14 protein-coding genes and 1 tRNA gene are annotated in these 12,704 nt (G+C 65.3%); 10 read left to right on the plus strand and 5 right to left on the minus strand.

All coding sequences use genetic code 11. The annotated features are described in order from the left end of the window. The coding region (locus WDA27_12655) for a hypothetical protein (protein ID MFA5891782.1) at positions 1–605 on the minus strand (605 nt) is incomplete at its 3' end. Positions 606–661: 56 nt separating this feature from the next. Here WDA27_12655 and WDA27_12660 point away from each other — a divergent pair. Together WDA27_12660 and WDA27_12665 are read left to right on the plus strand one after the other, a co-directional pair. Then, positions 662–750, plus strand: a tRNA-Ser gene (locus WDA27_12660). Between the two features lie 94 nt (positions 751–844). Continuing rightward, positions 845–1,684, plus strand: a complete 840-nt coding sequence (locus tag WDA27_12665; GenBank protein MFA5891783.1) for a hypothetical protein — start codon at positions 845–847, stop codon at positions 1,682–1,684. A gap of 342 nt (positions 1,685–2,026) precedes the next feature. Here the strand turns inward: WDA27_12665 and WDA27_12670 are convergent, their stop codons facing one another. Then, positions 2,027–2,668 carry a 2'-5' RNA ligase family protein gene (locus WDA27_12670; GenBank protein ID MFA5891784.1) on the minus strand — a complete coding sequence of 214 codons (642 nt, stop codon included), beginning with the start codon at positions 2,666–2,668 and terminating at the stop codon, positions 2,027–2,029. Between the two features lie 48 nt (positions 2,669–2,716). Beyond that, positions 2,717–3,052 carry a hypothetical protein gene (locus WDA27_12675; protein ID MFA5891785.1) on the minus strand — a complete coding sequence of 112 codons (336 nt, stop codon included), beginning with the start codon at positions 3,050–3,052 and terminating at the stop codon, positions 2,717–2,719. 371 nt (positions 3,053–3,423) lie between these two features. Between WDA27_12675 and WDA27_12680 the strand changes: the two genes are divergently transcribed. Then, complete coding sequence (locus WDA27_12680) at positions 3,424–3,618, plus strand: hypothetical protein (protein ID MFA5891786.1); 195 nt, start codon at positions 3,424–3,426, stop codon at positions 3,616–3,618. 89 nt (positions 3,619–3,707) lie between these two features. After that, positions 3,708–4,460: a hypothetical protein gene (locus WDA27_12685; GenBank protein MFA5891787.1), complete on the plus strand. Its 753-nt coding sequence runs from the start codon at positions 3,708–3,710 to the stop codon at positions 4,458–4,460. A 15-nt stretch (positions 4,461–4,475) separates the two neighbouring features. Here the strand turns inward: WDA27_12685 and WDA27_12690 are convergent, their stop codons facing one another. Further along, the gene (locus WDA27_12690) at positions 4,476–5,582 is read right to left on the minus strand and encodes an MBL fold metallo-hydrolase (protein MFA5891788.1); all 1,107 of its coding nucleotides are present in this window, start codon (positions 5,580–5,582) and stop codon (positions 4,476–4,478) included. Positions 5,583–5,718: 136 nt separating this feature from the next. Between WDA27_12690 and WDA27_12695 the strand changes: the two genes are divergently transcribed. From WDA27_12695 to WDA27_12720, 6 genes are all read left to right on the plus strand, one after another. After that, on the plus strand, positions 5,719–6,453 hold the full coding sequence (locus tag WDA27_12695; protein MFA5891789.1) for a (Fe-S)-binding protein: 735 nt from the start codon (positions 5,719–5,721) through the stop codon (positions 6,451–6,453). Continuing rightward, positions 6,450–7,847, plus strand: coding sequence for a LutB/LldF family L-lactate oxidation iron-sulfur protein (locus WDA27_12700; GenBank protein MFA5891790.1), 1,398 nt, complete (start codon positions 6,450–6,452; stop codon positions 7,845–7,847). The genes WDA27_12695 and WDA27_12700 overlap by 4 nt, the downstream gene beginning before the upstream one ends. Continuing rightward, entirely contained in the window at positions 7,840–8,499 is a 660-nt protein-coding gene (locus WDA27_12705; protein MFA5891791.1) for an LUD domain-containing protein, read from the plus strand. The genes WDA27_12700 and WDA27_12705 overlap by 8 nt, the downstream gene beginning before the upstream one ends. 69 nt (positions 8,500–8,568) lie before the next feature. Next, the gene (locus tag WDA27_12710) at positions 8,569–9,795 is read left to right on the plus strand and encodes an acyl-CoA dehydrogenase family protein (GenBank protein MFA5891792.1); all 1,227 of its coding nucleotides are present in this window, start codon (positions 8,569–8,571) and stop codon (positions 9,793–9,795) included. Positions 9,796–9,802: 7 nt separating this feature from the next. Further along, the gene (locus WDA27_12715) at positions 9,803–10,858 is read left to right on the plus strand and encodes a phosphotransferase family protein (GenBank protein ID MFA5891793.1); all 1,056 of its coding nucleotides are present in this window, start codon (positions 9,803–9,805) and stop codon (positions 10,856–10,858) included. A gap of 61 nt (positions 10,859–10,919) precedes the next feature. After that, positions 10,920–11,309, plus strand: a complete 390-nt coding sequence (locus WDA27_12720; protein MFA5891794.1) for a DUF302 domain-containing protein — start codon at positions 10,920–10,922, stop codon at positions 11,307–11,309. 12 nt (positions 11,310–11,321) lie between these two features. On the opposite strand, the gene WDA27_12725 is transcribed toward WDA27_12720, so the two are convergent. Beyond that, the gene (locus tag WDA27_12725) at positions 11,322–12,602 is read right to left on the minus strand and encodes a HAMP domain-containing sensor histidine kinase (GenBank protein ID MFA5891795.1); all 1,281 of its coding nucleotides are present in this window, start codon (positions 12,600–12,602) and stop codon (positions 11,322–11,324) included. Positions 12,603–12,704 lie beyond the last annotated feature (102 nt).

Raw genomic sequence — 12,704 nt, forward strand, 5'->3', positions numbered from 1 at the left:
TCGACCGACGACATCGAAGGCGCCACCGCGGTGCGCGCCGGCAGCACGTCGCCGATGCCCAGACCGTTGCCGAAGTGACGCATGAGCGCCGGTCCTTTGGTGGATGTGTTGATTCCCGTCGGGCCTCCGAAGAAGCACATCTGCGGGTTTGCGGTGATTCCGGTGTTCAGCCGGATCAGCGCGAAGTCTTTGGGGCTTTGCAGAACCGCGTAGACGAAACTGCCGATCACCCGGCCGGTGGAGTCCTTTGCCCATGGACCACCGGTCTTCCAAACCGACTCGCCTGCGTCTTGCTGGATCGGACCCTTGCCGAGGACGCAGTGTCCGGCGGTGCCGACGTAGACGCGGTTGTCGCTGTCGCGGAAGACGAAGTTCAGGGTGCAGTACCCGATTGGGGTCTCCACCAAAGCGCCGGGCCGGACGCCGGGGCAGGTGCCCGTGCCGACCGGCAACTTGCCTGCGGTCGGGACCGCGATCAGAGGGCAATCCGCCTTGCCTAACCGAAGCGACGGCGCGCGCGCGGCCTGAGCCGGAGTGACGAGCAGAACCACGCACGCGGCACCGAGCAGCGCGCGCGCGGCAGACCCGCGGCCGTTTCGCCTCACGCTTGTATCAACGCACCAGTCGGCCAAGCGTTTCGGTCCGGTAGGCTGGGGCTTCTGGAGGGCTACGGTAACTGGCAACCGGGCGGTCTTGAAAACCGCTGACGCGCTGAGAGGCGCTATGGGGGTTCGAGTCCCTCGCCCTCCGCTGGTGAGTTGTTTCTAACCCGCCGGGTCCACCTCGCAGCATTTGCGGCCTTTAGGCGTTGGATCCATGTGCCGATCATTTTCTGGGGGATTCAATGACCAGAGGCCAACATCTCGGACAGCTTGTGGCCCGCGCCCGCAGCGTGTTCTCGACCCGTCGCGTGACGGCGCTGTTGTGGGCCGCTGTGCTTGCTGCCGGTGCGATGGGTGGTTGGGGGTTCGTGCGCTCCCCGGAATCCGGCCGGCCGGCCGGCCCGCTCGGGAGCACGGGCGAATCCCAAGCCCCCGAAGCGCGCCCGACGTCATCCTCGCGCCCGAGTCGACCTCCGTCCCGGGATCGGCGGGGTGGTCCCGGAGAGACCGACCAAACATGGCCGTCCTCGTGGATTCACGACGCTCCCGGTTGTATCGACGGCACGGACAACCCGTGCGCTCACATGTACTTGCCGCCCGGTACCGGAATCGACGGCAACCGCTTCATCGCGACCACGTTTAGCATCGACGATCCCGAGCCGGTCATCGGGCAGATCGTGACCATCTCGGTCGAAGCCGCGGACCGGGATGACCCTTATTGCTGCGCCATCACGATGAGCGTCAAGCGCGATCCGGATCCCACCATCATCCAGTGCCAATCCGACCGTCCACCCCCGGGCCTCACCAGGACGGGCGGCCGGGTGGTGAAGAAGCTCCGGTGGAAGGTGCCCGCCGAGGGCCGGTGGGTCATGAACGTGCATGCGATCGGTCGCTGCGGTTCGCCGGGTGGCAGCGAGCAAACCGGCTGGTCGGCCTTCGAAGTCCGCCCGGCCCCAAGCCCTTCCCCTTCCCCAACCGGCTCGTCGCCGACGCCCTCACCAACGCCCACCGCTCCCGAGCCGTCGCCGTCTCCTTCCCCGACGGAGAGCACTCCCGACCAGACGCCGTCGCCTTTGATCTGATCGCGCGCGCCGGCCGGGTGAAGGGACTTATCCAGCCGAAGTTTCGGAGTCGTCGGCTGCCGGGGTCGCGGCCTGGCGCGCGCGACGCTACTTCGCGCACCAGCAACCGTCGCCGGCGCCACGCCGTTGACTGTGACGCGGCCGCCGGCAGCAGGAAGATCAGCGCGACGGGCAGAGCTACCTGGGGAGCAACCTGGAGTCAGGTCCGGACCGGCGCATTGTCTGAACCCGTGGTCGGAAGGATGAATCGAAGGAGCACGTAGGCGGTTCCCGCAATGAGGGCGCTGACCCACCGAGGGAACTCCGCTAACAGATCCAGTAGGCCATCGTCTTTCTTCGTCATCACGCCTCGTTCGTCTGACGCTCGCGATCAGCCGCGGCTTGCGAGGTGGGCCGGCGGCTGATCGCGGTGTTAGGAGGTGACTGCGCGGCTCCCAGCGGCAGGACCTCAAGTTCAACCTCAGCCGGCGTATCGATGATCCCAACGCGGTCCACCATCCCGTCGAACGGAAGGGCGAGTGTACTGAGCAACTCGACGGCCCGGGGAAACGCAGCGCCGGGCAGTTCGAGGGCAAGGCTGCAGTGCGGATTCCACGAATCCGGCAGATGGTAGGCAACTGGCCCGCTACCGACAGCGGCGAGCAACTCATGGACGCCGAGGTGAATCTGACGGAGGCGCTTGGACTGGGTCACGCCCAAGAAGAGGGTGGGGGGTTTGTTCAAGAAAGCGCCGAGTCCCGAGAACACGACCGGGAATGGCTCCAGGGCGGAGAGCCGCGCACGAAGCGTGGCCGTGAACTCCCGGCGGTCGATGGCGTCATAGACCGCCAACGTTACGTGTGGGCGGTAAGGGCCGTCGTGCAGGGTCCGTGCGAGCCCCGCCTCAGCGAGCGTCCACCAGATGTCACGGACCCTGGATTCCGTTTGCATGTCGAACCACGCGGAAACCGCGATCGCCATGTTCTCCCCGTCCTCGTCGCCCAACGGTTGAGCCCACCTGCGCGGCGCTGCCGCGTCAGGTGCAGCGATTAGTTAGCCCGCGCCATACTCCTGCCACGTATACGCCATGTTCTGAAACGACTTAGCGCGGCTCATGGCGGGGAAACGTCCGACGACAGGGACAATCTTCTTCCTGAGAGCGAACGCAACGCCCAGGTCAAAGATCGACCCCATGCTTTCGCCGTCCCAGATGATGTGAACTTCGTCGGCTAGTTCGATCGCCCGCCGATTTGTCTTGCAAATCTCAAGCCCTGTCGGGTCATCTTGCGGGGTGTCTCTGGCCGGATAATAGACCGAGTGTCCAGCCAGTTCCAACGATGCGACCTCTGCCAGGATTCCGTCCACAGTTTCCTGAGATGCGTTTCTCACAGGACAAATCATAAAGATGTTCATTCTGGCTTCACCTTCTGCCCGACGAAGCGGGCTAACTTCTGTTTCTGCGGACCTGAAAAAGTCCGTCGGTTGGTCCCGACCGAGCGTGCAGCCTGCTGCATCTGGGCGAGGAACCCTCTGCGACCAGCAAGATCATTCCATCCATCGCTTTGACTCCCCGGGCTTTGGCGGCCCGCCTGGCCAGCATAGTCCTCAGTCCCCCGGACTCCGTTCGGCAGAGGCGTGCCGTTTCCTTGTCCGGGCCGCGCGGATTCCCATGGGCAATCCAGTCGGGGACTGATGCCGTGAGGGCTTGGCCCGACGTGTGGGCGTTGCCGCGCACCTACGAGTTCCGCAACAGTTGGTAGATGATTAGGAGTCGCCCCCCTTCCTGGTGTCGCCGGTTGGCTGGGGTCGCACGGAGAAGCCACAACGTCGTCTACGAGACCGCGCTTTACCTGATGGACCTCGCGAAGAGAGAGCTTCTCTTGCAGCGCAAGATCGGAAAAGCCTTTGTGGCCTTCCCCGTGCCGGACCTCGCAGGCCGTCTTCGAGGGGGCTGATCCCTGTGCCGTCGAGCGGTGGGACTGCGCAGGCATTTGCCCCGAACGGGCTATAGACCGCACGAACCGATCGACCTAGGCTCGCAAGCATGGAAACCGGACGGGAAGTCTTCCAGTGGTTGTCGGCGGCGGCTTTTATTGGGCTCGCGTTGACGACCTTTTCTTTGTGGCGGCGGCAGCGTGAGCGCGCCGAGGCGCACCTCGCTTGGGCAATGGCCTTGTTTGGGGCCGCGATTCTTGCCGGGGTGATCGTGGCTCGTGTTTACCCATCCAGTGCCGCGCGGCTCTTTCCTCCCCAAGCCGCGCGGATCATCACGCCGGTCTTGGTGGTCCTTGGACTCTATGCGTTCTTGCTGTTCCTCTCGGACTTCATTCGCTTCCCGGCGTGGGCGCGCGCCTTGGCCGTCGCCGGAACGGTAGTGATGGCTGCGTTGTCGGCGATTGAGCGACCCGACATCGCATTGGTGAACGGCCAGATCACTTCGGTGGACGTCAACAACCCGATGGATTTCGTTTTCTTCGTCAAGGCGCTGTACATCTACCTGGCGATCGGTTTCGGGGTTCTCGCGGTTTCGTTCGGCGTTTATGCTGTACGCGTTTCGCAGCCGGCGCGCGCCCGGATGCTGACAACGTCGGCGGGATTCCTGGTGCTGTTCGTCGCGTCTGGGATCGTGCCGCGCGTGCTGATCGGTCGGCCGAGCAGCAGCGTGATTCTCTGGATCATTCTGCTCAACCAAGCCTTCGTGTTCGCATCTGCACCGCTGCTGTACTTCGGGTTCACGCCGCCGCAGGTGTTGAAACGCCGCGCCGGTCGTCGCGGGGCTGTGCGGCACGCGGCGTAAGCGCGCCGCACAGCGTCAGTCCCAGGCTGCGTTTCCGACTTCGAACGTCAGCACCTCGGGGCGCACGTAGTCCTGTGGGTCAGAGATGAACCGAAGTGCGGGTCGACTATCGGCAGGGATCTTGGCAAGTTCGGCCTCGAGGGCCGGCCTGTAGTTCTCGCCTCGCGAGGTAACCGGCGGCGCCCAGTTGTCGTGGTGCTCGGGAACCAGCAGCTTGGGCTCAAGCGCTTCGGTATACATGCGCGGGTCGCGCAGGCCGTTGGTGAACTGGTCGAACCCCATGATCGCCGAGAGTTCAACGTCGGTCGGGGGGAGCGCGCGCAGCGTGTTGAAAACCTCAGGGGCGTCCTCTTTCAGCGGGCCGGTTGAGTCGTGCCAGGTGAGCGAGAAGTTGCCGATGCGGAATTGATACAACAGCGACCCGCCTTCCGGATCCGGCAGGTGCGAGAGCGTGTGGAGCGAGTCCGCGGGCGACGGCGGGTGATTGAGGACTGCACCTGGATCCGTCGGGGGCAGGAGCGGAGCGTGCGGGTCGGTGGTGTCGGCCGGTTTCGCGCCGGAGTGAACGTGACGCACCACCGTGATGTCGACGTCCGGCCCGAGCGTCGAGATCTCGGCCATGTCTCCGGGGCTGGACGTCGCGATCTCTTCACAGCGCACTGGATGCTCGGTGAAGCTTCTCGCGGCTGCGCAGTGTTCCGGCGTCCCGACGATGACCGGATCGGAGGCCTCGATGATCAAGCCTGCGTCGGCGAGGTGATCGAAATGTGAGTGGCCGACGAAGATTGCTTCAGGGCTTAGCGCCGCCAGCTCTTGCGGCGAGATGGGAACGTAGCCGGAATATTCGCCCTTTGGTATCCATGCGTCGAGGAGGACAACGTGTCCGCCGATCGCCATCGCGAAGTTGCTCACGCCGAACCAGGACAGGATGACGCGGTCTGAGCGTACGTTGCCGGTCGCATCGACGTTCTCGATTCCGAAGATGCGCGCGCGCGCCACGACGAGCGGATCACCGGAGTCGGCCGCGGCAATCCCGGTTGCGACCAATGAAAGCGTGAGCGCCGCAGCGGGAATTGCGCGGCGGCGGGACGTTGATTGCCGGGGGTGGCGTCTGAAAGACATGGGGCGACTCCCTTGGGTGACCGACGTGCTCTCGTGCCGGTTGAGTTCGCCGGGCGGGGGCGGATCCCTTCCGCGGTCGCTTGTTGCGTTGCCGCCCGGGTAGCATGCAGCGGAGTCGGTGGGGAGTGGATCGCGCGTGAAGGTCTCTTTGTTCGCAACGTGCATGGTGGACGCGCTGGCGCCCGAGGTCGGCGTCGCGTCGGTTCGACTGTTGCGCGCGGTCGGGTGTCACGTGACGGTGCCGCGCGCGCAGACCTGTTGCGGTCAACCGGCGTGGAACGCGGGGTTTGCGGCGCAAGCGGCGGAGGTGGCGCGCGCGAGTTTGGATGCGTTGGACGCGTCCAGTGCCGACGCGGTGGTCGTTCCGGCGGGATCCTGCGCAACGATGATGCGGACGTACTGGCCGCAGATGTTCGAGGAGGCCGGGGATTCGTCGGCGGCTGCGCGCGCGCGCGACCTCGCCGCGCGAACCTTCGAACTGACCGAGTTCCTTGTGACCCGAGAGTTGCCGGCGTTCGTGCTCGCCGAACCGGTGAAGGTCGCGTATCACCACTCGTGCCACATGCAGCGCGAGTTGGGCGTGAAGGCTCAGCCCGAGGCGTTGCTCAGACGCGTGGACGGGTGCGACGTCGTGCACTGGCCGGCGGCGGAGCGGTGCTGCGGTTTCGGTGGAACCTTCGCGGTGAAGATGCCGGAGATCTCGGTGGCGATGGCCGACGACAAACTCGCGTCGCTGGAGGGAATCGCCGACGTGGTTGTCGGAGCCGACGGGTCGTGCTTGTTGCACATGCGCAGCCGAGCGATGCGCGAAGGCCGCGGGGTCAAGGTGCGTCACATCGCGGAGTTTCTTGCGGGAGCGTTGCCGTCATGAGCGGTGCTTTGACTTCCGACAAGACGCTGCGCGCGCGCGCCACCACCGCGATCGCCGACGACCGCCTGCGCGTCGCGCTGCGCGGAGCCACTGATCGATTCACTCTCGGTCGCGCGATCGGGCTTGCCGGCTTGGAAGATGCCCAGGGGCTTCGCCGCGCCGCGCGCGCCGTGCGCGCCGAGATCCTCGCGAACCTGCCGGCAGTGTTGGAGCAACTTGCCGACAACGTCGTCGCAAACGGCGGCACCGTTTGTTGGGCGGCGACCGCGGAGGAAGCGACGGCGTACGTCGAGGCCGTCGCTGCACGCCACGACGCACGAACGATAGTGAAGTCCAAGTCGATGGTGACTGAAGAAATCAAGTTGAATGAGGTCCTGGAATCGGCGGGGCGCAAGGTCGTCGAGACCGACCTCGGTGAGTGGATCATCCAACTGGCGGGGCAGACACCGAGCCACATCATCGCTCCGGCGTTGCACTTGGACCGTCACCAAGTCGCAGAGATCCTCGGCCAAGTCGCCGATGGCGAGGAGATGCAGACCGACCCGGAGTGGCTCGCGGCTTTCGCGCGCCGCAAACTCCGCGAGGAGTTCCTCCGTGCGGACATGGGGATCTCGGGAGCGAACTTCGGCGTCGCTGAAACCGGTTCGGTGGCATTGGTCACCAACGAGGGCAACGGCCGCATGGCGACGTCGCTGCCGCGTGTGCACGTCGCGATCATGGGGATGGAGCGCGTGGTTGCCACGACCGCGCAACTGGATCTGATGCTTGCTCTGTTGGGTCGTTCGGCGAGCGGGCAACCGCTGACTTCGTACACGAGCATCATCACCGGGCCGCGGCGCGAGGGCGAGGCCGACGGTCCCGACGAGTTCCACTTGGTGATCTTGGACAACGGTCGTTCGAGGATCCTGGGCACGGAGTTCCATGAGATCCTCGCCTGCATCCGCTGCGGCGCTTGCCTGGGTGCGTGCCCGGTGTACCGGCAGATCGGCGGCCACGCCTACGGGTCGGTGTACGCCGGACCGGTCGGCGCGGTCCTTACGCCGCTGCTGTTCCCGGACGAGCAGACACGGGAACTCCCGAACGCGTCGTCGTTGTGCGGTGCGTGCATGGATGCCTGTCCCGTCGGGATTCCGCTTCAAGACCTGTTGCTGGCGCATCGCCGGCGCAACGCGGCGGATGCGGATGCTTCGACCCGACGGGGTTGGAATGCGTGGGCGCGCGCCTGGAGTCGTCCCGCGTTGTTCCGCGCGACGACCGCGTTGCCCACGTTCGGCCGACGGTTCACCAAGTTGGCGGCGCGTCTCCCAGGCGTGTCGCGCTGGGCGGCCGGCCGGGAGATCCCCGAGCCGCCGCAGCGAACGTTCCATCAGATGTGGGAGCGCGGCGATGTCTGAGTTCGGAAACCGCGCCGAGTTTCTCGGACGCTTGCGCGTGGCGTTGTCGGGTGGAGTGCCGGAGAACCCGGCGCATCCGCTGCCGCCGCTTGGCGGCCCGGTCCCCGAGATCCGTTTTACGTCTTTGGATCCGACCGACCTGCGTGCCGCGTTCGTCGGTGCGGCCCAGTACGTTGCCGCGCGCCCCACGCGGATGCCGGCGCTGACGGCCGAGTTCCTCGCCGCGTTCATCGAGGAAGAGAAAGTGCGGACGGCGGTTGTGTCTCGTGAGCCTGAGGCGCGCGCGGCCGGAGCGATCCTTGCCGAGCTCGGGGTCGCGGTTTCCGACTACTCACGTGAAGCGGCACTGGAAGCCGACCTCGGGGTTACGAGCGCGGTGTTCGGCGTCGCGGCTACCGGGTCGGTCGTGCAGGACTCCTCGGCAACCGGAGGGCGCGCGGTCAGCCTGCTGCCCCGCGTGCATCTGTGCGTGCTTCCGGCGGAGCGTCTGGTGGCGACTCCCGGCGACGTGTTGCGCTCTCTGGGCGCGCGCGCCCTTCCCTCGAATCTCGTCTTCATCACCGGTCCGAGTCGCTCCGGCGACATCGAGCAGATCATCACCATGGGCGTACACGGACCCACCTCGGTACACATCGCTCTGATCGAGGGCTGAGCGTCGTTTGTCGCGCGCGCGCCGCGTGTGTTCCAATCCAGCACGTCGCTTGAGGAGAGGGAGCACACGATGGACTTTGCGTTCACCCCGAAGGTCGAAGAGTTGCGCGCCAAGTTGCTTTCGTTCATGGACGAGAAGGTCTATCCGGCCGAGCCCGTCTACATGGAACAGGTTCTGGCGTCCGGTAATCCGCATTTCCATCCTCCGATCATGGAAGAACTGAAGAAGGAGGCGCGCGCGCGCGGCCTTTGGAACTTGTTCTTGCCCGAAGAGCGTTGGGGCGCCGGACTCACCAACACTGAGTACGCGCCGCTTGCCGAGATCACCGGTCGCAGTCACATCGCTCCTGAGGCGATCAACTGCGCCGCGCCCGACACCGGGAACATGGAGATCCTGGTCGAGTTCGGAACACCGGAGCAGCAGAAGCAGTGGCTCGAGCCGCTGCTCGAAGGGGAGATCCGGTCGTGCTTTTCGATGACCGAGCCCGACGTCGCGAGTTCGGACGCGCGCAACATTCGCACCAGCATCGCGCGCGACGGGGACCACTACGTGATCAACGGCCGCAAGTGGTGGTCGAGCGGCGCGGCCGACGACCGCTGCAAGATTTCGATCGTGATGGGCATTACCAATCCTGATGCCGACACCTACCGTCAGCAGAGCATGATCCTGGTACCGCTGGACACGCCCGGCGTGAAGATCGTTCGCTCAACGCCGGTATTCGGATTCAACACCGGCCACGGACACGCGGAGATCGTTTACGAAGACGTGCGCGTTCCCGCGGAGAACATGCTCGGCGAAGAAGGTGACGGATTCCACATTGCGCAGGCGCGGCTCGGACCGGGGCGCATTCATCACTGCATGCGCGCGATCGGAATGGCTGAGCGAGCGTTCGACTTGATGTGCGCGCGCGCGCTCACTCGCGTCGCCTTCGGCAAGGAACTCGCACGCCAGGGAGTCGTGCAGCAGGCGATTGCCGAATCGCGCATGGAGATCGAACAGGCGCGATTGCTGACGCTCAAGGCCGCGTGGCTGATGGACACCGTCGGCAAGAAGGGCGCGCGCATTGAGATCTCGGCGATCAAGGTCGTCGCGCCCAACGTTGCGCTGCGCGTGATCGACCGCGCGATTCAGATCCACGGCGGCGCCGGCGTTTCCAACGACTTCCCACTTGCTTCGATGTGGGCCGCCGCGCGCACCTTGCGCATCGCCGACGGTCCCGACGAAGTGCACGAGATGGTCATCGCGCGCCGGGAACTGAAGCGCTACATCGACGCCTTCGCGGCCGCGGCGAAGTAGAGATCCTGTGAGCGGCGAGCCGGGCAACATCGCCGAGTTGGTCGATCCGGCGGGTTTGGCGGCGTTCCTTGCCGAGCGCGCGCCGGAGTTCCCCGGCGAGTTCACGCTGGAGCGACTCGGTGAGGGCCAGTCGTGTCTGACGTTCCTGGTTCGCGGCGATGGGTGGGATGTCGTTCTGCGCCGGCCGCCGCGCGGGGATCTGCCGCCGACCGCGTTCGACGTGACTCGGGAGTTCCGCGTTATGTCGGCGCTGGCGCGCGCGGGTGCGCCGGTGCCCGTCCCCGAGCCCGTCGTGCTCTGCGAGGACAAGGCCGTGATAGGCGCGCCGTTCTACCTGATGCGCAAACTCAACGGGCATGTAGTGCGTACCGAGATTCCCGAGCCGTTGTCTTCACTGCGGGATCGCGCGCGCATGGGCGAGCAGCTCGTAGAGACGCTCGTGGCGCTCCACGCGGTGGACTGGCGCGCGGCGGGACTCGAAGGGTTCGGCAAACCCGACGGATACCTCCAGCGGCAGTTACGGCGCATGTACCAACTCTGGGAACTGGCGAAGTTCCGCGACCAGCCCGACATCACCGAGGTCGGCGAGTGGCTCGGGGCCAACGTGCCGAAGGCGCGCCCAGTGACCATCGTTCACGGCGACTACAAGCTCGACAACGTGATCTTTGCTCCGGAGTCACCGGTGAAGCTGATCGGCGTTGTTGACTGGGAGATGTCAACGATCGGCGATCCGCTGGCCGACCTTGGGTGGATGCTCTACTTCTGGCTTGATCCCGGGGATTCGGCGCTTGGGCTCAAGGTCACGTCGGTGACGAACCTTGAGGGGTTCCCGCGTCGGACGGACTTGTTGGCCCACTACGCGAAGGCCACGGGTGCACCGGTCGAGGACGTGCTGTGGTACGTGGCGCTCGCCGGCTGGAAGATCGCCATCATCATGGAGGGGTCTTTCCGCCGGTTCCTCGGCGGCGTCGGCGATCATCCGACGTTCGCCCAACTCGAGAAGGTCGTGCCGGCGCTGGCCGCGCGCTCGGCCCAGGCAATGCGCGGTGAGTTCGGGACCTAGCAGGAAGATCCGGCGCGCGCGCGGCGTTACCGATGGTGGGCCACACGCCAAAGGAGAGTTCATGGAACACGCGTTCGCGATCGATACCGCTATGTCCTACGAAGATGCCGTCCCGAAGGTCAAGGAAGCCCTCAAAGCGCAAGGGTTCGGGATCCTCACCGAGATCGACATCAGCGCGACGATGAAGGAGAAGCTTGGCGAAGAAGTCGAGCCATACGTCATCCTCGGCGCCTGCAATCCATCTCTGGCCTACCGTGCGCTTGAAGCCGACCGGCAGATCGGGCTGCTGCTTCCGTGCACGGTCGTTGTGCGCGCGCGCGGCGGCGGAATCCGGATCGAGGCGCTGGATCCAAACATCATGGCGACCTTCGCCGGCGAGTCCGATCTCAAGAGCGTTGCGTCCGAGGCGTCGGAGCGCATCCGCGCCGCACTGGATTCTCTCGCGAGTTAGGTCGGACGGCCGTCACGCATGGCGCTTCTTCGCCCGGGCGGGGACGGACTCCGCGGTCGGCAACGTGACCGTGAAGACTGATCCGCCGCCTGTTCCCGGGTCCACCCGGATATGGCCACCCTCTGCTTCGACGTAGCGCCGGGCGAGCAGGAGCCCCAGACCCGTCCCGGCCGTGCGCCGTTCGCCGGACCCGCGGTAGTAGGGATCAAAGATCCGCTCACGGTCGGAGTCTGGAATCCCGGGTCCGCGGTCTGCGACGGTGACGTCGACGTGATCGGGGTGCGGGCGCGCGCGCACCTCAATGGAAGCTCCCGGCGGAGAGAACTTGGCCGCGTTGGTCAAAAGGTTCCCCAGGACGCGACGTAGCGCAAATGCATCGACGCGGGCCTTGGTGTTCGCATCGATGTCGATGACGACGGAGTGGTCCGCCAGCGCCGGCGCGAGTGTCTGCACGAGTGCTTCGACGGTCGGCCGGAGACGCTCGTTCGAGGCCTGTGGAACCCAGGCTCCCTCTTCGATGCGCGACAACTCAAGTATGCGCGCGACAAGTTGCTCCATCTCCGAAGTGTTCGACGTGATGCGCTCGAGGAAGAACCTGCCGGCGGGACCGTCGATGTCGTCCCACCGCGCAATCAGAGTCTGCGCGAATCCGTTGATCGCCGTCAGCGAAGTTCTCAGCTCGTGCGACAGTTCCGACACCTGCATTCGTGTCTGGTGAGTGAGTTGCGAGCGCAGTTCACGCGTTGATGTGTTGACAAGCAAGACCATCGCGCAGAGCACAACGCCGAAGAAGACGAGTGCTTGTGGATCGAGGTGGGATGCTCCGGCGCGCGTGTTCGCCATTGACGTCAGGCCGATTGCTCCGATCGCCGTCGCTGAGCTGACTTCCGTCCCTGTGCTCGATGCTGCGTATGTGACGATCAGCGCGTAGCCGAAGAGGGCCGTGAGGTGGGTTTCAGGAACGCAGTAGTCAATCGCGAAGACGACGCCGAGGTCTCCCAAGATCGTCAGTGCCCGGTACGTCGGCGCGAGCTTGTACCGTCCGAGCGCGGCGGTGGCAAGAGCATATGGGAGCAAGACGATTCCCACGATGCGCAGGAATGTCCCCTGATGTGGAAATATGCTCGAAAACGCCAAGCCCGCCGCAACCGAGAGAACGCCGAACATGGGGCGCAGCCACAAGGCGAGTGTGGAGACATGCGCGAGAGGTCCGTCCGGATAGCTCGGCGGGAAGGCATGATCAACGAGCCGCGAGATGTGGCTCGTTGAAGCTGTTTTGAATGGCGTGTCCATGGCGAGAGCCGACGGGCCGAACTCCCCTGACGGTACGGCAGGCGGGCGTCGTAGGCATGAGGCAAACGCCTCCAATTCCCGGCTTTCGGACCCGAGGGCCTT

The sequence above is a fragment of the Actinomycetota bacterium genome (assembly GCA_041658565.1).
Lineage (GTDB): Bacteria > Actinomycetota > AC-67 > AC-67 > AC-67 > JBAZZY01.